Genomic DNA, 20,995 nt, shown 5'->3' with positions numbered 1-20,995 from the left:
AATTCGTGGTGAACTCCGCGTCACGAGTGGCCGGTTGCGGCAGGATGCGTGCGTATGGATGCCGTACGGGTCGCGTTGCTGCGCGAAGTACTTGCCGGGACCGAGTGGTTGGGCGCCACCCGGCGCTTCGCGGGGACCCTGCGGGGTTCCGTGGTGTCGCACGGGGGCGGCCTGCTGCTCGTGGGCACGGCGGACTACGAGCCGTGGCATCTGGCGGCGCATCTGGTGGACGAGGCCGCCTGGTCGGGGACGCCGGAGCTGTCGCCGACGCTGGTGCGGCACGGGGCGCGGGCCTCGGATCCGGCGCACCTCGCGGTGGGCCTGGGCCGGATCGAGGCGGCGCGGCGCGGCGAGACCCTGCTCGTGGTGTCTCCGTCCGCGCCCCAGGCGCCGCTCCTGGAGCGCATCCACGACGCCCGGCGGGCGGGGGCGACGGTCCTCGCCCTCGACTCCGGCGACCGTGAACTCGGGGCGATGGCCCATGAGTCCCTCTCCGTACCGCCCGGTCCCGAGCTCGACCTCGACACGGTCCAGCATCTCGTCAGTGCCGCGGCGGGCGAGAACGCGCTGCCGGGTCCCCGCGGGCACCGGCGGCTGCGCGACCGGTTGTCCCGGCTGGCCGACCATCTGACGGCACCGCCGCCGGCACGCTGGTAGCGGACGCCGCGCCCGGCTCAGGGCGGTCCGGACGCGCTGCCGGCCCTGTGCCTGCCGAAGCTGATGGCGTACGACGTACGCACCGACGAACACGCCGAACGCCGGCGCGCCCACCGCGCCGAAACCGCCGAGAGCGCCTCCGAAACCGCCGAGACCGCGCCCGCCCCCTGACCTAGGGCTTGTCCTCCTCGGCGTCCGGCTCGTTCACGTCGTGCCACTTGGGGTCCGTCTCCCACTCCAGGTTGCGCTCCTGCGCCGTCTGCATCGCGTGCTCCGCCTCCTCGCGGCTCGCGTAGGGGCCGAAGCGGTCCTTCGCGGGGCACTCGGGGCCCTCTTCGACCTTCCGGTGGACCAGGCAGTAGTACCACTCGCCGGGCTTTCCGACCGTCCGCTTCTTGAACAGGGCCATGAGCGGCTCCTTTCGCCAGGATCATGGTGCCCCATGCTCACTGGTTAAACTCGCTGGCATGTCTGGCCAGTCGCTGCTCGTACCAGGGGAGCTCTCCCCCACCCGTCCCGTACCCGGAAACATCCGGCGCCCCGAGTACGTCGGCAAGCCCGCGCCGACGCCGTACACGGGCCCGGAGGTGCAGACGCCCGAGACGGTCGAGGCGATGCGCGTCGCCGGGCGGATCGCCGCACAGGCGATGGCCGAGGCCGCGAAGCTGATCGCCCCCGGCGTCACCACGGACGAACTGGACCGGGTCGCCCACGCGTACATGTGCGACCACGGGGCCTACCCGTCGACGCTCGGCTACCGCGGGTACCCCAAGTCGCTGTGCACCTCGGTCAACGAGGTCATCTGCCACGGCATCCCCGACTCCACCGTGCTGCGGGACGGCGACATCGTCAACCTCGACGTGACGGCGTACATCGGCGGCGTCCACGGCGACAACAACGCGACCTACCTGGTGGGGGACGTCGACGAGGAGTCGCGGCTGCTCGTCGAGCGGACCCGGGAGTCGCTGAACCGCGCCATCAAGGCGGTCAAGCCCGGCCGGCAGATCAACATCATCGGGCGCGTCATCGAGTCGTACGCCAAACGGTTCGGGTACGGCGTCGTGCGGGACTTCACCGGGCACGGGATCAATTCGTCGTTCCACTCCGGGCTGATCGTCCCGCACTACGACAGCCCGCACGCGACGACCGTCATCCAGCCCGGGATGACCTTCACCATCGAGCCCATGCTCACGCTCGGCACGCACGACTACGACATGTGGGACGACGGCTGGACGGTCGTGACCAAGGACCGCAAGCGTACGGCCCAGTTCGAGCACACGCTGGTGGTGACGGACAGCGGGGCGGACATCCTGACGCTGCCGTAGTCCCGCCCGCCGCGCGAAAGCCCGCTCCCTTCGGGGGGCGGGCTTTTCCTGTGGGCTTGATCGGAATCGGGGGTACGATTTTACCGACGGGATGTCGGGAACCCGTTGACTTAGGTAAGCCTAACCATAGAAAATCCGAGTGGCTCTCGTCCCCTCTTCGGCACCGGAGATCCCATGACCGCGTTCTCGACGCTCATTCGCACCGCCTCGCACGAGCAGCACGTGGAGGCGGAGACCTCGACGTTCATGAGCGATCTGCTCGGCGGCAGGCTGGGCGTGGAGGCGTACGCGCGCTACACCGAGCAGCTGTGGTTCGTGTACCGGGCGCTGGAGGAGAGCGCGGAGCGCCTGGCGGAGGACCCGGTGGCGGGGCCCTTCATCCAGCCCGAGCTGATGCGGGTGCCTTCGCTGGAGCGGGACCTCGCGCATCTGCGGGGCGCGGACTGGCGGAGCGGGCTCACGGCGCTGCCCGCGACGCGGGAGTACGCGCGGCGGGTGACGGAGTGCGCGCTCACCTGGCCCGGCGGCTACCTCGCCCACCACTACACGCGCTACCTGGGCGACCTCTCCGGTGGCCAGATCATCCGCGACAAGGCGGAGAAGACGTGGGGCTTCGCCAGGAAGGGCGACGGGGTCAGGTTCTACGTCTTCGAGCAGATCGCCAACCCGGCCGCGTTCAAGCGGGGTTACCGCGAACTGCTGGACGGGATCCGGGCGGACGACCTGGAGAAGCAGCGGATCGTGGCGGAGTGCAAGCGGGCGTTCGCGCTGAACACCGGGGTCTTCCGCGCCCTGGGCGAGGAGTTCCCACTGAGCGCCTGACCTGGCCGGCGCCTGACCTGCCCAGCGCCCGACCCGGTCGGCACCTGACCTGCCCGGCGCCCGATGCGGAGGTCGCGTCCTAGCGCTCCAGCAGGACGCGGCCGCCCACCTCCACCCACCCCGCCGGCTGCGGTGCCGTGAGGATCTGTGAGCCCCGGCCCTGGATGATGTTGAGCGCGCGGCCCAGGCGGTCCGTCAGGAGCAGGGCCGCCGCGCCCGTCGCCTCGTCCTCCTCGATGCCGTCGTCGCGGCCGGGGAAGGCACGGGCGCGGACACGGCCCGCGGCCTCGTCCTCCCAGGCCCAGGCGTAGACCCACTCGCCGGGCGGAGGCACCGGCAGCGCGTCGACCTCGGCGGCCGTCGCGTACTGGCGCAGCGTGCGCGGCGGCGCCCACTCCGGCCGTGCCTCGATCCAGCTGAACTCGCCGTCCAGGCGGGTGCCCACCACTCCGGCGGGCGTGACGAGTTCGGGCACGTCGAGCAGCCAGGCCGTGCCGACGCAGGGGTGTCCGGCGAACGGCAGCCGCAGGGTGGGCGTGTAGATGTCGATGACCCCGCGCTCGGGGTCGTCGACGAACACCGTCTCGCTGAAGCCGAGTTTGGCGGCGAGGGCCTGGCGGTCCGCGCACTCCGGCAGCACCGAGCCCTCGCGTACGACACCGAGTTCGTTGCCGTATCCGCCGCCGGGGCCGCAGAAGACACGCAGTACGTCGTAGTCAGTCACTCCGGCATTCAAACATCACCCGCGCCGCGAGCTCGTCCCAGGCCGCGGGGCCGCCGGGGAGGGGCCAGGAGCGGGTGGGGGCGTGTTCGTACGGCAGCCACGCCATGACGTCGCCGTACGCGCGCTCCATGGTGGCCCGCTGCCGGTCCGCCCAGGGGCGGGGGCGGTCCGCCAGGTCGGCCACCCGCCGCTCATGACTCGCGGTCACCTCGTCCGCCGTCCGCCGCCAGGCCTCGTCGTCCGGGGCGCGGGACAGCACGAGGCACACCGGGTCCCGACCCTCCGCCAGGGCCGCCACCGCCCGGTCGTGTCCGTCGAGGAGCAGCCAGCCGTCGAATGACGACACCCACCACAGGAGGACCGGCGCCAACGTGCCGTCGCGTGCGTGCTTGCGGTACGCCCGCACGCGCGGCGCGTCCGGCGGCGAGAGGCGGCGCAGCGGTACGACGCCCTGCCAGCCGCCCCCGCACCAGTCGAGGTGGATGCCGGGCCAGCCCCGGGCGAAGTCGTGGTGCCAGACGTACGGCGGAAACGAGCGCGCCTCGCTCAGCAGCCAGCGGGAGTCGTGGAGCGGGCCGTGCGCGGAGTCCTCCAGCCATCGCGCGTACTGGTCGAGCAGGCCGCGGCCCGGGTCCCGCGTCAGCGCCGAGCGGAGGGGCGGCAGGGGCGAGCGGTAGCCGTCGAGGCGGTGCACGAACAGGCCTTCGCGGGGCGGCTCCACGCGCCCCAGCAGAACGGGACGCTCCCCCTGGCGCAGCAGCATCCGGCCGTCCGCCGCCTCGAAGCGCAACGGTGGCGGACCGGGGCGGCCCCTGATGTCCAGGACCAGACCGCCGGGCGGCCGCTCTTCCCTGCGTGCCCTTGCCATCCCTTCCCTGCGTGCCCTTGTCATGGGGACAGCCCTCGCGGAGACAGTCGTCATGGGGACAGTCTCAAGGGGCGGGCCGGTACCCGTCGAGGGCGGCGCCGGGCAAGGGCGCACGCCGGTGATGCGGTGGTCGCGGTGGGGCACGGTCCGGGGCTCGCCGTCGTCCGCGCGCACCGGGTCGCGATTCGGTGCGCCGGGCATGCCGCGGCCGGGGGTCCGTCGGCCGCGGTCTTCGGTGAGCGGCTCCTCGCGGCGGTCCACCGACTTTCTTGACTCCCGCTTGACCTTCCCATGGGGTCTGTTTTAAGCCGACGTGATCAAGCCGTTCCTGTACACCGTCTATGAGAGCTGAATCACCGGACGACTGGGTATCAGTGAGGGAAGCCTCAGATAAGTTAGGCCAGCCTCACCATGCCGCGCGGGTGTCCGTGCGGTTTTTGTCCGTCGTTCTCTTGGAGCCTTCATGCGAGCCGTCCGACTCTCAGTCGTCACCGCCGCCGCCACCGCGGCCGCTCTGACCGCCGTCACGGGCTGCACGGAGAAGAGCACCGCCTCGGGCAGCGACGCGATCCAGGTGACCGCCGCCGACTCCAAGTGCGAGACCTCCACCAAGTCGGTACCGGCCGGCCAGGTCACGCTGAAGATCGAGAACAAGGGCTCCAAGGCCACCGAGGTCGAGATCGTCTTCCCGGACGACCGGATCGTCTCCGAGAAGGAGAACATCGGCCCGGGCACCAAGTACACGCTGACCGCCGAGGTGAAGGCGGGCTCGTACGAGATCGCCTGCCGCCCCGGCATGAAGGGCCACGGCGTCCGCCAGAAGCTCACCGTCACCGGCGGCAAGGTCGCCAAGCGGGACCCGCGCCTGGACAAGGCGGTCGCCGCCTACCGCGAGTACGCGCAGGAGCAGGCCGACGAGACGCTGCCCAAGGCCGAGGCGTTCGCCAAGGCCGTCAAGGCGGGCGACATCGAGGCCGCGAAGAAGGAGTTCGCGACCTCGCGCCTGGGCTGGGAGCGCACCGAGCCCGTCGCGGAGTCCTTCGGTGACATCGACCCGAAGGTCGACGTCCGCGAGGACGGCCTGGAGGACGGTCAGGATCCGGCCACGGACTGGACCGGCTGGCACCGGCTGGAGAAGTCCCTCTGGCAGGACAAGAAGATCGGCGACCGTGAGAAGAAGCTCGCCGACCAGCTGGTGACCGACCTGACCGACTGGCAGAAGCGCGTCGGCAAGGCCGAGATCACCCCCTCCTCGATGGCCAACGGCGCCAAGGAACTCCTCGACGAGGTGGCCACCGGCAAGGTCACCGGCGAGGAGGACCGCTACTCGCACACCGACCTGAGCGACTTCAAGGGCAACGTCGAGGGCGCGCAGAAGGCGTATGAGCTGCTGAAGCCGGTCGCCAAGGAGAACGACGCGGCCCTGGCGACGGAGCTCGACAAGCAGTTCACGGCGCTGAACACGCTGCTCGACAAGTACCGCACGGACAAGACCTCCTACGACTTCACCTCGTACGACAAGGTCGGCAAGGCCGACCGCAAGGAGCTCTCGGACGCGGTCAACGCGCTCGCCGAGCCCCTGTCCAAGCTTGCCGCCGCGGTCGTGAAGTGAGCGAGGCCCCCATGACGGACACCACGAACACCACCGAAACCACCGCAGAGGACGCGGGCGCCCCTGCCCCGTCCCGGCGTTCACTGATCGGCTGGGGCGGCGCGGGCCTCGCGCTCGGCGCCGCCGCGGCCGGCGGTGCGGTGGCCATGGCCCGCACCGGCAACGACGTGGACCCGACCGCCGCCGAGACGGGCGCCGCGATCGGTTTCCACGGCGCGCACCAGGCCGGCATCGCCACGCCGGTGCAGGACCGGCTGCACTTCGCCGCGTTCGACGTGAAGACCGACGACCGCGCCGCGTTCGTCCAGCTGCTGAAGGACTGGACGCGGGCCGCGGCCCGGATGACCGCCGGGCACGCGGTCGGCGAGGGCGCGTACGGCGGCCTGGCCGAGGCGCCGCCGGACGACACCGGTGAGGCACTGGGCCTCAAGCCGTCGCGGCTGACGCTGACGATCGGCTTCGGTCCTTCCCTGTTCGAGAAGTTCGGGCTGGCGGACCAGCGCCCCGAGGCCCTGGTCGACCTGCCGAAGTTCCCGGGCGACAACCTGGAGAAGACCCGCAGCGACGGCGACCTGTGCATCCAGGCCTGCGCGGACGACCCGCAGGTCGCGGTGCACGCGATCCGCAACCTCGCCCGCATCGGCTTCGGCAAGGTCGCCATCCGCTGGTCCCAGCTGGGCTTCGGCAAGACCTCGTCCACGACGCCGGACGCGCAGACCCCGCGCAACCTGATGGGCTTCAAGGACGGCACCCGCAACATCGCGGGCACCGAGACGGACCGGCTGAAGAAGTTCGTGTGGGTGGGCGAGGACGACGGTCCCCACTGGATGACCGGTGGCTCGTATCTCGTGGCGCGCCGTATCCGCATGAACATCGAGACCTGGGACCGCACTTCGCTCCAGGAGCAGGAGGACGTCTTCGGCCGGGACAAGGGCGAGGGCGCGCCGGTCGGCAAGGCCAAGGAGCGCGACAAGCCGTTCCTGAAGGCGATGAAGCCCGACGCGCACGTACGGCTCGCGCACCCCGACTCCAACGACGGGGCCACGCTCCTGCGCCGCGGCTACTCCTTCACGGACGGCACGGACGGCCTCGGCCGCCTGGACGCGGGGCTGTTCTTCCTCGCGTACCAGCGTGACGTCCGCAAGGGCTTCATCCCGGTGCAGCGCAGCCTGTCGCGCACCGACGCGCTCAACGAGTACATCCAGCATGTGGGTTCGGCGGTCTTCGCCGTCCCGCCCGGCGTCCGCGACAAGGACGACTGGTGGGGCCGCGCGCTGTTCTCCAAGGAGGCGTAGCCGGTGCTTTCCAACTATCTGATCGGCCTGCGCGAGGGGCTCGAGGCCAGCCTCGTCGTCTGCATCCTCATCGCGTACCTGGTCAAGACGGGCCGCCGGGACGCCCTGCGGCCGATCTGGATCGGTATCGCCGTCGCCGTCACCGTCGCCCTCGGCTTCGGGTGCGTCCTCGAATTCGGCTCCCAGGAAATGACGTTCAAGGCCCAGGAGATGCTCGGCGGCTCGCTGTCGATCGTCGCCGTGGGCCTGGTGACCTGGATGGTCTTCTGGATGCGGCGCACCGCCCGGCACCTGAAGTCCGAACTGCACGGCAAGCTCGACGCGGCGCTGGCGATGGGCACGGGGGCGCTGGTCGCGACCGCGTTCCTGGCGGTGGGCCGGGAGGGCCTGGAGACCGCCCTGTTCGTCTGGGCGTCGGTGCACGCGGCGAGCGACGGCACCCCGCGCCCGCTGATCGGCGTCGCCCTGGGCCTGGCCACCGCGGTCCTCCTCGGCTGGCTCTTCTACCGCGGCGCCCTGAGGATCAACCTCGCCAAGTTCTTCACCTGGACCGGCGGCATGCTCGTCGTGGTCGCCGCGGGCGTGCTCGCGTACGGCGTCCACGACCTCCAGGAGGCCGACCTGGTCCCGGGTCTGACGAACCTGGCCTTCGACATCAGCGCCACCATCCCCCCGGACAGCTGGTACGGCACCCTCCTGAAGGGCGTCCTCAACTTCCAGCCGGACCCGACGGTCATCCAGGTCACGGTGTGGCTGGTGTACCTGATCCCGACCCTCGCGATCTTCCTCGCGCCGTCGGGCCTCCTCTCCCGGAAGGGGAACGGGAAGGGGGAGGCGCAGTCGCCTCCCGCGGTCCGCGAGGAAGTGTGACGGCCGGCGAGGTCACGGTGTGAGCGCGGTAGTTGAACCCGGCGTCCGCGCGTTTCCCCGCCCCGGTAGGGTTCGCCTCCGGGAAGGGGAAGGTGAAGTACCTGATGAGCAGGGATCGCGGGGCTCGCGGGCTTCGTAAGTACGGCCGGTTCGCCCTGGCGACCGGCGCGGCGACCGCTTTGTCCTTGACGGCGAGCGGGTGCGTGGTGGTGCACGGCGAGCGGGAGGTCCTCCCGGCGGCGAAGAAGAGCGAGGCCACGCGTGCCCTCGCCGGCTTCCTCACCGCGTACAACAAGGCACAGAAGGCAAACGACCGTTCGCTGGACGCGGGCCGGGTGACCGGTGCCCTCGCCGACATCGACGGAGCGAAGCTCGAGGCCGGCCACAAGACCGCCCCGGCCGGGAACACGGACTACACGCCGCTCAAGCTGACCGACGCGAAGTTCGCCATTCCCGCGAAGGCGGGCTGGCCGCGCTGGTTCGTCGCCGACACCGCCTCCAACCGCGACAAGAACCGCTGGGTTCTGGTCTTCACTCGCGGCAGCGCGAACGACGTGTGGCAGGTGTCGTATCTGACGGCCCTCGCGCCCGCCGACGTGCCGCGGTTCAAGAAGGACAAGGACGGCTGGGCCGAGCCCGTCACGGCGGACGACGCGGCGCTCGCCGTACGCCCCCAGAAGCTCGGTGCGGCCTACGCGACGTATCTGAAGAGCGGCGGCGACACGTTCGCGGACGGCCGGTTCACCTCCGGGCTGCGGGCGGGGCGCAAGAAGAACGCGAGCAAGCCGGGGCTGGCGCGCCAGTACATGGACGAGCCGCTGAACTCCGGCGACCACGCCCCGCTGGGGCTGCGCACCACGGACGGCGGGGCGCTGGTCTTCTTCGTCACGCACCACTACGAGAAGCAGACGGCCGCGCAGGGCGTGAACATCACGGTCAACGACCCGAACATCAAGGCCCTGATGACGGGTGACCCCAAGCAGTCCCTGACCATGGAGTTCGTCTCGAACCAGGCGGTACTGGACCCGGCGAAGGGCTCCGGCGACCAACGGGTGACGTTCCTGAGCAAGGTGGCGGGACTGACGGCGGCGAAGGGCGAGTAGCCGGCCGCCGCCGCCCGCTCCTCGCGGCTAGCCCTGGTGCGGCCAGGCGGCGAGCCGGTCGGTGTCGGCTCCCGCGTAGCGGGCGCACGCGTCCGTGAGGACTTCGAGGAGGGTCAGCGGGTCGGGCAGGGGGTGCTCGGGCCCTCGTACCCAGTCGACCGTCAGATCACCGGGCAGCTGGGCGGGCGGTACGAGGACGTACGAGCCCCGGCAGTGCCAGCGCAGGCCCGGATGCTCGTCCATCGTCTCGGGGTGGCAGTCCAGCTCGCAGGGCCACCACTCGTCCTCGTCCTCCGGCGTACCGCGCGTCAGCGTGAAGAAGAGCAGCCGTCCGTCGCCCGTCGCGGCGACCGGGCCGACCTCGATGCCGGAGGCGAGCAGCCGCTCCAGGGCCTCGTCGCCCGCCTCGCGCGGCAGGTCGAGCACGTCGTGCACCATGCCCGTGGCGGTGATGAAGTTGGCCTGCGGCTGGTGCCTGGCCCAGCGCTCGATCTGGGCGCGGTCGGTCGTGGACTGCGTCTGCCAGGCGAAGGAGACGGGGTGCCGGGCGGGCGTGGGACAGCCGACCCGGTCGCAGGAACAGCGGTAGCCGGCCGGATGCGCGGCCGGCGCGAGCGGCAGCCCGGCGTCGGCAGCGGCGAGCAGCAGGGCCTCACGGCCACCGGCGTTGTCGGCGGCCTCCTTCGGGCGGCGTCCACGCAGCCACTGGGAGATCCTGCCCTGCCCGCTCGTGCGGCGGCCGAACTCTGCGCTCATGTATCCCCTCGCCTCACTGTGGTGCGGACAGCGTGCCTCGCGGCCCACCGTCCCCCTATGGTCCCACCATCCTGCGCCCCAGGTGACCGGAGCTCTCATCCGGGGTGGCGGGGGCGATGCCGCCCACGTCCCGGGTCGAGTGTCATTGCGCCCTTTCACGGCATTTACCCCCCTACCGTGATCGGCATGGTCACATGGATCACGCTCACGGGTGTCGGGCTCGCGGGTCTCGCCGGTCTCACTCCGCCGGCCCTCACCGGACACGGCGGCGGCCCCGCCCCGCTGGAGTGGGGCACCGGCCCGCTGACGGTGGCCTCCCTGCCCCGCGTCGTCCAGGTCGCCCATCGCGGCGGCGCCCGCGAGGTGCCGGAGAACAGCATGGCGGGCCTGACGGCGGCGTACGCGCGCGGTACGGCGCAGGTGCTCGACCTCGACACCCGCATGCTGGGCGACGGGACCCTGGTGGTGCTGCACGACGCGACCCTCGACCGCACCACGGACACCCACGGCCCGGTGCGGGAACTGCGGCTCGCCGACTGGCGGAAGGTGCGGGTGCGCCCCGAGGGCAGGGTTCCCGGGACCTGGCGGGCGGAGCGGCCGCCGACGGTCGCCGAGGTGCTGGATCGTTTCGGCGGGCGGGTGGTGCTGATGCTGGAGGCCAAGGACCCGCAGAGCCTCGGCGCACTGGCCGGGCTGATCCGCGGCCGCGGTCTGGCGCGGTCGGTGTTCGTGAACTCCAACCGGCCGGAGGTGGCCCGGCGCGCCCACGGTCTCGGCCTGGTCACCCAGCTGTGGCGCTCGGCGGAGCAGCTGCGCACCGACCGGCCCGCGCGCTGGGCGTCGTACGTGGATCTGCTCGACGTCGACCACAAGGCGCGGGACGCCGATCTCGTACGGGCCGTACGGTCCGGGATCCCCCGGGTGTGGGCGCACACGGTGGTGACGCCCGCCCAGCGCGACCGGGTGCTCGCGCTGGGCTGCAACGGCGTCGTCACGGACGCGCCGGGGCGGCTGGCCCGCCACCCGGTGAAGCGCCCGAAGGGGTTCAGGACGGCCGGCGCGGAGCCAGGCCGTTGAGGGCGTAGTCGACGAGGGTGTCCGTGTAGGCGTGGGTGATCGGGCCGGTGCGCTGGAGCCAGCGCTGGGCGAGCGGGGAGACGAAGAGTTCGAGCGCGATGCGCGGGTCGACGTCGGGGCGTACGTCGCCGTGCTCCTGTGCGGAGCGCAGCCGCCGCACGTACAGCTGGAGCTGGGGTTCGAGGAGCTTGGTCACGAACTCGGCGCCGACCTGTTCGTCGACCACGCCCTCGGCGGCCAGCGCCCGGGCGGGGATGTCGAACTTGGGATCGAGGAGTTCATCGACGGTGGCCCGCAGGACGAGCTTGAGGTCGGCCGCGAGGTCGCCGGTGTCCGGGATGCCGTTCTCCCCCTGGCCGCCCTCCTGGCCGCCCTCCTCCGGGCCGGGCCGGGCCGCGGCCTCGGCGGCCTGGGCGCTCAGGTCCGTGAACGCCTCCAGGAGCACCTCCGCCTTAGACGACCACCAGCGGTAGATGGTCTGCTTGCCGACGCCGGCACGGGCGGCGATGCCCTCGATCGTGGTCCTCGGGTAGCCGACCTCGCCGACGAGGGCGAGGGCGGCGTCGTAGATCGCGCGACGGGACCTCGTACTGCGGCGGGTGGAGTCGGGGACGGCTTTCTTGACCATGGGCCGAACCTACCAGGGCGACAAGACGGGGCGTCTCGCATGCGCGGCTCTCCGCGGGTGCCCGCCTCGTGCGCGCTCCCGCGGGCGGCCTCCCCGGCGCCGCCTCAGGTGGAGGTGTCCTCCGGGGGCGGCCAGCCGTCGCCCCACTCCGCGTCCCGGGCGGCCTTGTACAGCGGCCCATGACGTTTCGTCACCGTCTCGCGGTGGAGGGACTCGTCCGGGCCGCACAGATCGAGGAGCACCTGGCCCTTGCGGATCTGCGGCTTGCGTACGACCCGGGTGGGCGCCGGTGCGACCGGGAAGCGGGCGGCCGCGACATAGCTGAACTTCTCGTCCTCGTAGGGCAGGGAGCCGCCCTTGACCTGGCGGTGCAGGGAGGAGCGGCTGACCCGGGCGGAGAAGTGGCACCAGTCCTCGCCGGGGACGATGGGGCAGGCGGCGCTGTGCGGGCAGGGCGCGGCGATACGGAAGCCGGCGGCGATCAGGCGCTCACGGGCGTCGATGACGCGGGTGTAGCCGTCCGGCGTGCCGGGCTCGATGATCACGACGGCCTGGGCGGCGGCCGCGGCGGCGTCCACGACCACGGTGCGGTCGGCCTCGGTCAGCTCGCCGAGGACGTAGGAGATGGTGACGAGATCGGTGCTCTCGACGGTGAGCGCCGCTCCGATACGAGAGCGCTGCCACTCGGCGGACTTCAGCGCCGGGTTCGCGGCGGCGATCTCACGGCCCAGCGCGAGCGCGGGCTCGGCCCAGTCGAGGACCGTGACCGGGCGCTCGCCGTCCCAGGTCGCACTCACGGCCCAGGTCGCCGCGCCGGTACCGCCACCGATGTCCACATGGCTCGCCGGGGTCCACTGCGGCACCGCGTCCGCGAACGCGTCCAGTGCCGCGCACACCGCCTCGAACGTCGCGGGCATCCGGTACGCGGCGTACGCGGCCACGTCGGAACGGTCCCGCAGCACCGGCGCGTGCGTCGGGGTCCGCCCCCGGTAGTTGGCGATCAGCCGGTCCACCGCCTGGGCGGCCTGCTTCGGCGGCAGCCCGGCGAGCAGCCCGGCGAGGGCGGAGCGCAGCGTGTCGGTTGCGGAGGCGGGGGCGTTCACCTCGCGATTCTCTCAGGTCCCGCGCACGGCTCGGGCCAGCCGTGTGCCCGCCGCCGCCCGCGGCCCGCTGTCCGCCGGCCGGCGTCGCGGATGCACCGTGTTGGCCAGCAGCACCAGGAACGTGTCCGTCGCCGGGTCGAGGACCAGCGACGTCCCGGTGAAGCCCGTGTGCCCCACCGCGCCCCGGCACGCCAGCGCGCCCATGAACCACGGCTGGTCGATGGCGAAGCCCAGGCCCGGCGGCGCGAGCATCAGCTCGACGAAGTCCGGGCCGAGGATGCGGGCGGGGCCGTACGAGCCGCCCGCGAGGAGGGTGCGGCAGAAGACCGCCAGATCGCGGGCCGTGGCGAACAGGCCCGCGTGGCCGGCCACTCCGCCGAGCGCCCAGGCGTTCTCGTCGTGGACCACGCCCCGCAGCATCCCGCGGTCCGCCTTCGCCCACGGCCGCCGCTGGTCCTCCGTCGCCGCCGCCCCCGGGCACGGCCCGAAGCCCGTCGCGGTCATCCCCAGCGGGCGGGTGATGCCGTCGCGCACGAGGACGTCGAGCGAGCGGCCGGTGATGCGCTCCAGGACGTACTGGAGGAGGAGCATGTTGAGGTCCGAGTAGCGATACGTCCCCGGCTCCGACGTCGGCGGTTCGGCGTGCAGCAGCGCGAGGCGCGCCGCGTCCGAGGGGCAGTCGTAGAGCGGGAGTTCGGGCCGCAGCCCGGAGGTGTGGGTGAGCAGCTGCCGTACGGTGATGCCGTGCTGGGCGGCCGCGCGGAACTCCGGCAGGTACGCCGCCACCCGCGCGTCGATGCCGAGCGTGCCGCGCTCCAGCTGCTGCATCGCGGCGACCGCGGTGAACAGCTTGGTGAGCGAGGCCAGGTCGAAGGGCGTGTGCACGGTCATCGGCACCCGTGCCGCGGGCGGCAGTTCGACGCCCGCGTCCTTCTTCTCGTCGTACGCCGCATAGCGCACCGCCCACCCCGCCGCCTCCTCCACGGCGATCACCGGACCGCGTCCGGCGACCACCACGGCGCCCGCCGCCCAGGGGCGCTCGCCCTCGGTGAGGCCGCGCACGTCGTGGACGAGCCGGGTCAGTTCCCGCGGGTCGAGGCCGGCTCGCTCCGGGGTGTCGATGCGCAGTCTCGGTGCGCTCAGCTGTCCTCCCCCACGCTCTCGGCCGCGCTCGGGCCGGGGGTCCCCCCACCCTGCTCGCTCGCACGCCTCTTCCAGGGACGGCACAGTGCCATGAAGCAGGCGACGGCCACCAGTGCCGAGGCCAGTTGGACGACGGCCATCGGGACGGCGGTGTGCTCGCCCGCGATGCCGACGAGCGGCGAGGCGACCGCGCCGATGAGGAAGGAGCAGGTGCCGAGCAGGGCGGACGCGGAGCCGGCCGCGTGCCGGGTGCGCATCAGGGCGAGGGCCTGGGTGTTGGGCAGGGCCAGGCCCATCGCCGACATCAGGACGAACAGCGCGGCGGCGACCGGGGCGAGCCCGACGTGGCCGAAGACACCGGTGGACATCAGGAGCAGGGCGGTCGCGGCGAGCGTGATGACGCCGAGGCCGACCGCGAGGACACGGTCGAGACCGACCCGGCCGACCAGGACCTTGCCGTTGATCTGACCGGCGATCACCAGACCGACGGAGTTGAGGCCGAACAGGAGGCTGAAGGTCTGCGGGGAGGCGCCGTAGATCTCCTGGATCACGAAGGGCGAGGCGGAGATGTACGCGAACAGCGCGGCGAAGGCGAAGCCGCCGGCGAGCATGTAGCCGGTGAAGGCGGCGTCGGCGAGCAGCGTACGCATGGAGCGCAGGGCCTCGCCGACGCCCCCGTCGTGGCGTTCGGCGGGGTCGAGGGTCTCGGGGAGCCTGGTCCACACGAGCGCGGTGAGCGCGATGCCGACGACGGTGAGGACGACGAAGACGCCCCGCCAGTCCGTGACGCGCAGGATCTGGCCGCCGATGAGGGGAGCGACGATCGGGGCGACCCCGGAGATCAGCATGAGGGTGGAGAAGAACCGGGCCATCGCCACGCCGTCGTACAGGTCGCGCACCACGGCCCGCGCGATCACGATCCCGGCGGCGCCCGCGAGGCCCTGCGCGAGCCGGAAGGCGACGAGCAGTTCGACGTTCGGCGCGATCGCGCACAGCGCGGTGGCCACGATGTAGACGACGAGCCCGGTGAGCAGCGGCCGCCGGCGTCCCCACTTGTCGCTCATCGGCCCGACGACGAGCTGCCCGAACGCCATGCCCGCCAGGCACGCGGTGAGGGTGAGCTGCACGGTCGCGGCCGGGGCGTGCAGCGACCTGGTGACCTCCGGCAGCGACGGCAGGTACATGTCCATGGCCAGCGGCGGCGTGGCGGTGAGCCCGCCGAGCACGAACGTGACGAGGAGACCGGTACGGCGCAGGGCCGCGCCGCGCGCCGTACCGGACGGCTGCCGCGGGGGCCGCGGCGCCTTCGGGGACGGTGTGTGCGCGGGCTGCCGGGCCCGCGGGGACGGTACGGGCGCCGGGGCGGCGACCGCCGTGTTCGGTATGTCCCCCGCCGGGCCTTCCTGGCCGGGCGTGGTACGGCCCCGCTCGGGCATCTGCCCCTCCCTTTTCGTTCGGTCCGCGACCTATGCTCTCAGCTCGTACGGGGTGGCAGGGGTGCGAACCGAGGGGTGGACATGTCCAGCGAACGTGTGCGGTGGGGGATTCTGGCCACCGGAGGGATCGCGGCGGCGTTCGCGGCGGATCTGGTGGATCTGCCGGACGCGGAGGTCGTGGCGGTGGCCTCGCGCAGCGAGGAGTCGGCGAAGACGTTCGCCGAACGGTTCGGGATACCCCGGGCGTACGGCGAGTGGGGCGCCCTCGCCGAGGACGAGGACGTCGATGTCGTGTACGTGGCCACCCCGCACTCGGCGCACCGGGCCGCCGCCGGGCTGTGCCTGGAGGCCGGGCGCGGTGTGCTGTGCGAGAAGGCGTTCACGCTGAACGCGCGCGAGGCGGAGGAACTGGTCGCGCTCGCGCGGCGGCACGACGGCTTCCTGATGGAGGCCATGTGGATGTACTGCAATCCGCTGGTGCGGCGGTTGAAGGCGCTGGTGGACGACGGGGTGATCGGTGAAGTGCGCACCGTTCAGGCGGACTTCGGCCTCGCGGGCCCCTTCCCGCCGTCGCACCGGCTCCGCGACCCCGCGCAGGGCGGCGGAGCGCTGCTCGATCTGGGCGTCTATCCGGTCTCGTTCGCGCAGTTGCTGCTGGGGGAGCCCTCGGACGTCGCGGCGAGAGCGGTGCTCTCGGAGGAGGGCGTCGACCTCCAGACGGGAGCGCTGCTCTCCTGGGAGAGCGGCGCTCTCGCTTCGGTGCACTGCTCCATCAGCGGTGGTACGCCCGTCTCCGCCTCGGTCACCGGTTCCGCGGGCCGGATCGACATCCCGCACGGCTTCTTCTTCCCGGACCGCTTCGTCCTGCACCGGGACGGCCGCGACCCCGAGGAGTTCACGGCCGACCCGGCGGCCGGCCCCCGCAACAGCCTCAAGCACGAGGCGGCGGAGGTGATGCGTGCCCTGCGTGCGGGCGAGACCGAGTCGCCGCTCGTCCCCCTGGACGGCACGCTCGCGGTGATGCGGACGCTGGACGCGATACGGGAACGGGTCGGGGTGCGTTATCCCGGCGAGGGGCGCTGAACGAACGTTCGTAAGCTGTCCCGGAGCCGGGCCGGCGGGGCGGTCCGCAGGACGAACGTTCGTAAGCTATCCCGGGGTCACCCCGGCAAGGCAGCCGACAAGACGAACGTTCGTAAGCCAAAGCCGACCCGTCGCCACCCGCCCCCTCACACCGGCTTCAACCCCTGCTCCCCCACCTCGGTCACGAACGACGCGGCCGTCGTGAGCGGCGCTCCCTGCGTCGTCACGGCGGACACCGTCTTGAAGTCGGCCCGCGCCGCCTCCCGGCCCAGCTCGACCGTCACATAACCCCGCCGCCCGTTGTAGAACTTCAGATGCGGGTTGGCGGTCATGTACGTGTTCCAGTTCGCCGGCTTCTCGGCGCCGTCCTTGCCGCTGGAGACCGACGTCGCCACGATCTCCGTGCCGAGCGTCGCCGACGACGGGTCGTCGAAGTCGTCCTTGATGTCGAAGGCGTACCCGACGTGGACGTCACCGGTGAGCACCATCAGGTTCTCGACGCCGGCCGACTGCGCCCCGGCGAGGACCCGTTCGCGCGAGGCCCGGTAGCCGTCCCAGGCGTCCATGGACACCTTGGCGGCGGCGTTCAGGTCCAGCTTGCGCTGCGAGAAGGTGACCTGCTGCGGTACGACGTTCCACAGCGCCCGCGAGTCGCGCCAGCCGTCGATCAGCCAGCGCTCCTGCGTCGCGCCGGTGATGGTGCGCGCCGGGTCGTCCGACTCCGGGCCGGGGACGTGCGCTCCGTCGCCGTACGCCTGGTTGGAGCGGTACTGGCGCGTGTCGAGGATGTCGAACTGGGCCAGTCGGCCCCAGCCCAGACGCCGGTACATCCGGGCGTCCGGTCCGTCCGGCAGCTGGGGGCGGCGCAGCGGCTGGTTCTCCCAGTACGCGCGGTAGGCGGCGGCACGGCGCAGCAGGAACTCCTCGGGCGGGTCCTCGTTCTCGTCGATGTCGCCGGCGTAGTTGTTCTCGGTCTCGTGGTCGTCCCAGGTGACGACGAAGGGGTGCGCGGCGTGGGCGGCCCGCAGGTCCGGGTCGGACTTGTAGAGGGCGTACCGCAGCCGGTAGTCCTCCAGCGTCGTGGTCTCGTGGTTGAAGAGGTCGGGCAGGACGCGGTCGGTGTACTTCCGGGCGCCGCCGGCCGAGTTGACCGCGTACTCGTACAGGTAGTCGCCGAGGTGGAAGACGACGTCGACGTCGTCCTCGGCGAGATGCCCGTACGGGGTGAAGTAGCCGTCGTGGTAGGCCTGGCAGGAGACGGCGGCGAACCTGAGGCCGGCGACCCGGTCGCGGGTGGCGGGCGCGGTGCGGGTGCGGCCGGTCTCACTGACCCAGCCGCCGGCCCGGAAGCGGTAGTAGAGGACCCGGTCGGGGTCGAGGTGGCCGACCTCCACGTGGACGGCGTGGTCGAACTCGGGGTGTGCCGTCGCGGTCCCGCGTCTGACGATCCGGCGGAACCTGGCGTCGTGGGCCAGTTCCCAGCGCACGGCGACGCGTTCCGGGGGCAGGCCGCCGTCGGCCTGGTAGGGCGCCGGGGCGAGCCGCGTCCACAGGAGTACCGAGTCGGGCAGCGGGTCGCCGGAGGCCACGCCGAGGGTGAACGGGTCGTCGGTGAGCTTCGCCGCGTCGAACTCGGCGGCGCCGGCCACGCCCGCGCCGGGCAGGTTGACGGCGAAGGCGAGCGCGGCGGCCGCGCCGGTGACGGTGAGGAAACGGCGGCGCCCGAGGTGACGGGCGGCGGCGCGGAGTTCGGGGGCGTGCTGAGACGGATGCTGGTGGCCTGCGGGTGTCATCTGGCCCTCCCCTGACGGTTGTTGTACAAGGCATTGGAGTGGCCAGGGTCAACGATCTCCTGTCGCGTACACAACAGTCGGGTGTCGGACAGATGAGTTCCGTATGCCGGACCGCCCGGCCTGCGTACGCACAGCCCCTCCCGCCCCTCCCGTACGCTGCGGGCCCATGAATGCCATGCAGACGAAGATCGCGGTGGTGACCGGGGCGGGGTCCGGAATCGGCCGTGCCGTGGCGGCGGAACTGCTGCGCACCGGCTGGTCGGTGGCGCTCGCGGGCCGTCGGCCGGACGCCCTGGCGGACACGGCGGCGCTGGTGCCCGAGGGCGACTCCCTGGCCGTACGCACCGACGTCTCGCGGCCGGACGACGTGGCGGCGCTGTTCGCGGCCGTGCGGGAGCGGTTCGGCCGGCTGGACCTGCTCTTCAACAACGCGGGTACGTTCGGCCCGGGCGGGGTGCCGGTCGAGGAGCTGTCGTACGACGCCTGGCGCCATGTCGTGGACACGAACCTCAACGGCGCGTTCCTGTGCGCGCAGGCGGCGTACCGGCACATGAAGGAGCAGGACCCGCAGGGCGGCCGGATCATCAACAACGGCTCGATCTCGGCGCACACGCCCCGGCCGCAGTCGGTCGCGTACACGGCGACCAAGCACGCGCTGACGGGCCTGACCAAGTCACTGTCCCTGGACGGGCGTCCGTACCGGATCGCGGTCGGTCAGATCGACATCGGCAACGCGGCGACCGACATGACCGAGCGGATGCGGAGCGGAGTTCTCCAGGCGAACGGGGAGTTGGCGGCCGAGCCCGTCATGGACGTGGCCGATGTGGCGCGCACGGTGCGACACATGGCCGAACTGCCACTGGAGGCGAATGTGCAGTTCGCGACCGTGCTGGCGACTGCGATGCCGTACGCGGGCCGCGGCTGATCCACTTGGCGCAGGCGAATCTACACAAGCGGAATGCGAACATCCGGACCGTTGTGGCATGTGACGGGCTTATGCTCAAACCCTCCTTCACCAGAACTTCACATATGGAGCAGAGGGCTTCCGCCGGCCGCACGGTCCACACCGAGGGGGGAAGGCGGCAGTCGCTCCGTGGCACCGGGTGGGGGCGGACCTTGCGTGGGACCGCGAGGTGAGCACCGGGCCACGGGGCGGCTGCCGCGAACTTCGGCACCAGGCCCCCCGGGGGCTGCCGGTGAGCGTCAGCGCCGGGCCCGGCCGTTCGTCTCCCCCGCCCCCGGCTCCTTCTCCGCCGCCGCCTTCGCTTTCCCTTCCCCCTTCGCGTTCCCCTTCGCCTTCGCCCTCGTCTTCGTCCTCGTCTCCGCGCCGGCTTCCGTCCTGCGCCGGCGGGTGCGCAGGGCGACCGCCCCGCCCGCCAGCAGCGCCACCGCTCCCCCGGCCCCGGCGACCAGCCCCCACGACGAGTGCCCGCCGGCCGTGGACGCCCGCGCCCCGGCCGCCGGCTTGGCCGCCGCGGCGCTCGGGGTCGCCGTCGCGGTGGCCCCGCCCTCACTGATCGGATCGACCAGCGTGCCCACGGGCTTGGCACTCGCCGCGTGTGCGAAGCCCCAGTCGAGGAGCTTGGCGGTCTCCTCGTAGACGCCGTTGCCGCCGGACTTCGGATGCATCACGGTCACCAGCAGCGTGCGGCCGCCGCGGGTGGCGGCGCCGGTGAAGGTGTTGCCCGCGTGGCTGGTGTAACCGTTCTTGACGCCGATCAGACCGTCGTACGTCTCCATGCCCCACGCGCCGGTCAGCAGGCGGTCCGTGTTCTGGATCTGGAAGGTCTTCTTCCGGCCGGCCGGGAAGTCGGCGGTCCGCGTGGCGCAGTAGTCGCGGAAGTCGGCGTCGGCGAGACCGTGCCGGGCGAAGAGCGTCAGGTCGTACGCCGACGACAGCTGCCCCTTGTGGTCGAAGCCGTCCGGGCTCACCACATGGGTGTCCAGGGCCTGCAGATCCTCCGCCTTGGCCTGCATCTGGGCGACCGTCTCGGCGACACCGCCGTTCATGTGACTGAGCACGTGCACCGCGTCGTTGCCGGAACGCAGGAAGACGCCGAGCCACAACTGCTCGACGGTGTACGTCGTTCCGGCCTGGACGCCGACGAGGCTGGAGCCCGCCGGGATGCCGACCAGGTCGTCCGCGGTCACCGTGTGCCGCTCGGCGCGCTCGAACTTCTTCAGCACCGTGTCCGCGAACAGCATCTTCAGCGTGGACGCGGGCGCGAGCCGCCGGTGCGCGTTGTACGCCGCGAGCACCTCGCCGCTCTCGTGGTCGGCGACCAGCCAGGCGCGGGCGGTCAGCTTCTTGGGCAGGCCCGAGGCGCCGCTCACCTGGACACCGGAGCGGCCGAGCCGTTCACCGCCGATCACGGTTGCGGCGGACGCGGACGCGGGGGCGGCGGCGGCCAGGGGCGCGGCCGCGGCGAGGCCGAGGACGGCCCGACGGGAGAGGCGGGAGGAGTCACGCATTCGGGGACCGTACAAAGTGAGTCCGTGGCGTCCCACAGCGGGGTGACAAAGGCATGGCAAAGGCGGGGTCATGACGGAGTCACCGCGGGCGCGAAGAGGCGCGCGGAGGGCCCCGGGAGAGGCCGGGAGAGGCCGGGAGAAACGGGTCCGCCCCGTGCGCCGCTCCACCGTCCCACCGGACAACGCGCACCGGGCGAACCCGTCCTTTCTCTTCACCAAGGAGCCATT

20 protein-coding genes are annotated in these 20,995 nt (G+C 72.2%); 10 read left to right on the top strand and 10 right to left on the bottom strand.

Annotation, left to right across the window (positions count from 1 at the left end; translation table 11 throughout):
* Positions 1–54: 54 nt before the first annotated feature.
* Positions 55–657, top strand: a complete 603-nt coding sequence (locus tag GTY58_RS30920; RefSeq protein WP_037645622.1) for a hypothetical protein — start codon at positions 55–57, stop codon at positions 655–657.
* Between the two features lie 172 nt (positions 658–829).
* On the opposite strand, the gene GTY58_RS30915 is transcribed toward GTY58_RS30920, so the two are convergent.
* Positions 830–1,066 (bottom strand): hypothetical protein, encoded by a 237-nt coding sequence (locus tag GTY58_RS30915; protein ID WP_010987334.1) that lies wholly within the window; start codon positions 1,064–1,066, stop codon positions 830–832.
* Between the two features lie 58 nt (positions 1,067–1,124).
* On the opposite strand from GTY58_RS30915, the gene map reads away from it, so the two are divergent.
* Entirely contained in the window at positions 1,125–1,982 is an 858-nt protein-coding gene (gene map, locus GTY58_RS30910; RefSeq protein WP_010987333.1) for a type I methionyl aminopeptidase, read from the top strand.
* Positions 1,983–2,156: 174 nt separating this feature from the next.
* Positions 2,157–2,804 (top strand): biliverdin-producing heme oxygenase, encoded by a 648-nt coding sequence (locus GTY58_RS30905; protein WP_010987332.1) that lies wholly within the window; start codon positions 2,157–2,159, stop codon positions 2,802–2,804.
* 79 nt (positions 2,805–2,883) lie between these two features.
* On the opposite strand, the gene GTY58_RS30900 is transcribed toward GTY58_RS30905, so the two are convergent.
* Positions 2,884–3,528: a PhzF family phenazine biosynthesis protein gene (locus tag GTY58_RS30900; protein ID WP_010987331.1), complete on the bottom strand. Its 645-nt coding sequence runs from the start codon at positions 3,526–3,528 to the stop codon at positions 2,884–2,886.
* Positions 3,521–4,396 (bottom strand): hypothetical protein, encoded by an 876-nt coding sequence (locus GTY58_RS30895; RefSeq protein ID WP_010987330.1) that lies wholly within the window; start codon positions 4,394–4,396, stop codon positions 3,521–3,523. The genes GTY58_RS30900 and GTY58_RS30895 overlap by 8 nt, the downstream gene beginning before the upstream one ends.
* A gap of 463 nt (positions 4,397–4,859) precedes the next feature.
* Here GTY58_RS30895 and efeO point away from each other — a divergent pair, with 463 nt between their 5' ends.
* The 4 genes from efeO (at position 4,860) to GTY58_RS30875 (ending at position 9,276) form a co-directional block, all read left to right on the top strand.
* Positions 4,860–6,008, top strand: a complete 1,149-nt coding sequence (gene efeO / locus GTY58_RS30890) for an iron uptake system protein EfeO (protein WP_010987328.1) — start codon at positions 4,860–4,862, stop codon at positions 6,006–6,008.
* 11 nt (positions 6,009–6,019) lie between these two features.
* The gene (efeB, locus tag GTY58_RS30885) at positions 6,020–7,303 is read left to right on the top strand and encodes an iron uptake transporter deferrochelatase/peroxidase subunit (RefSeq protein WP_037645619.1); all 1,284 of its coding nucleotides are present in this window, start codon (positions 6,020–6,022) and stop codon (positions 7,301–7,303) included.
* Positions 7,304–7,306: 3 nt separating this feature from the next.
* On the top strand, positions 7,307–8,173 hold the full coding sequence (gene efeU / locus GTY58_RS30880; protein WP_010987326.1) for an iron uptake transporter permease EfeU: 867 nt from the start codon (positions 7,307–7,309) through the stop codon (positions 8,171–8,173).
* 104 nt (positions 8,174–8,277) lie between these two features.
* The gene (locus tag GTY58_RS30875) at positions 8,278–9,276 is read left to right on the top strand and encodes a hypothetical protein (protein WP_037645811.1); all 999 of its coding nucleotides are present in this window, start codon (positions 8,278–8,280) and stop codon (positions 9,274–9,276) included.
* 27 nt (positions 9,277–9,303) lie between these two features.
* Here the strand turns inward: GTY58_RS30875 and GTY58_RS30870 are convergent, their stop codons facing one another.
* The gene (locus tag GTY58_RS30870; protein ID WP_010987324.1) at positions 9,304–10,032 is read right to left on the bottom strand and encodes a bifunctional DNA primase/polymerase; all 729 of its coding nucleotides are present in this window, start codon (positions 10,030–10,032) and stop codon (positions 9,304–9,306) included.
* Positions 10,033–10,218: 186 nt separating this feature from the next.
* Between GTY58_RS30870 and GTY58_RS30865 the strand changes: the two genes are divergently transcribed.
* Positions 10,219–11,109: a glycerophosphodiester phosphodiesterase gene (locus GTY58_RS30865; RefSeq protein ID WP_010987323.1), complete on the top strand. Its 891-nt coding sequence runs from the start codon at positions 10,219–10,221 to the stop codon at positions 11,107–11,109.
* Here the strand turns inward: GTY58_RS30865 and GTY58_RS30860 are convergent.
* From GTY58_RS30860 to GTY58_RS30845, 4 genes are all read right to left on the bottom strand, one after another.
* Positions 11,078–11,737, bottom strand: a complete 660-nt coding sequence (locus tag GTY58_RS30860; RefSeq protein WP_010987322.1) for a TetR/AcrR family transcriptional regulator — start codon at positions 11,735–11,737, stop codon at positions 11,078–11,080. The two genes, GTY58_RS30865 and GTY58_RS30860, sit on opposite strands and share 32 nt — an antisense overlap.
* 104 nt (positions 11,738–11,841) lie before the next feature.
* Positions 11,842–12,840, bottom strand: coding sequence for a small ribosomal subunit Rsm22 family protein (locus GTY58_RS30855; protein ID WP_010987321.1), 999 nt, complete (start codon positions 12,838–12,840; stop codon positions 11,842–11,844).
* A 12-nt stretch (positions 12,841–12,852) separates the two neighbouring features.
* Positions 12,853–13,983, bottom strand: a complete 1,131-nt coding sequence (locus tag GTY58_RS30850) for a serine hydrolase domain-containing protein (RefSeq protein ID WP_202498495.1) — start codon at positions 13,981–13,983, stop codon at positions 12,853–12,855.
* Complete coding sequence (locus GTY58_RS30845) at positions 13,980–15,419, bottom strand: multidrug effflux MFS transporter (protein WP_010987319.1); 1,440 nt, start codon at positions 15,417–15,419, stop codon at positions 13,980–13,982. Before GTY58_RS30845 ends, GTY58_RS30850 begins: the two co-directional genes overlap by 4 nt.
* A gap of 81 nt (positions 15,420–15,500) precedes the next feature.
* Here GTY58_RS30845 and GTY58_RS30840 point away from each other — a divergent pair, with 81 nt between their 5' ends.
* Entirely contained in the window at positions 15,501–16,502 is a 1,002-nt protein-coding gene (locus GTY58_RS30840) for a Gfo/Idh/MocA family oxidoreductase (RefSeq protein ID WP_037645613.1), read from the top strand.
* A gap of 146 nt (positions 16,503–16,648) precedes the next feature.
* Here the strand turns inward: GTY58_RS30840 and GTY58_RS30835 are convergent, their stop codons facing one another.
* Entirely contained in the window at positions 16,649–18,295 is a 1,647-nt protein-coding gene (locus GTY58_RS30835; protein WP_010987317.1) for an alkaline phosphatase D family protein, read from the bottom strand.
* A gap of 166 nt (positions 18,296–18,461) precedes the next feature.
* Between GTY58_RS30835 and GTY58_RS30830 the strand changes: the two genes are divergently transcribed.
* Positions 18,462–19,220, top strand: coding sequence for an SDR family oxidoreductase (locus GTY58_RS30830; protein WP_037645611.1), 759 nt, complete (start codon positions 18,462–18,464; stop codon positions 19,218–19,220).
* Between the two features lie 278 nt (positions 19,221–19,498).
* Here the strand turns inward: GTY58_RS30830 and GTY58_RS30825 are convergent, their stop codons facing one another.
* The gene (locus tag GTY58_RS30825) at positions 19,499–20,767 is read right to left on the bottom strand and encodes a serine hydrolase (protein WP_107083250.1); all 1,269 of its coding nucleotides are present in this window, start codon (positions 20,765–20,767) and stop codon (positions 19,499–19,501) included.
* Between the last annotated feature and the right edge of the window lie 228 nt (positions 20,768–20,995).

Source organism: Streptomyces sp. SID5469 (genome assembly GCF_009862865.1).
GTDB classification, from domain to species: Bacteria; Actinomycetota; Actinomycetes; order Streptomycetales; family Streptomycetaceae; genus Streptomyces; species Streptomyces avermitilis.
The sequence above is the reverse complement of the archived record's forward strand: the minus strand, read 5'-3'. Positions and strand labels throughout refer to the sequence as shown.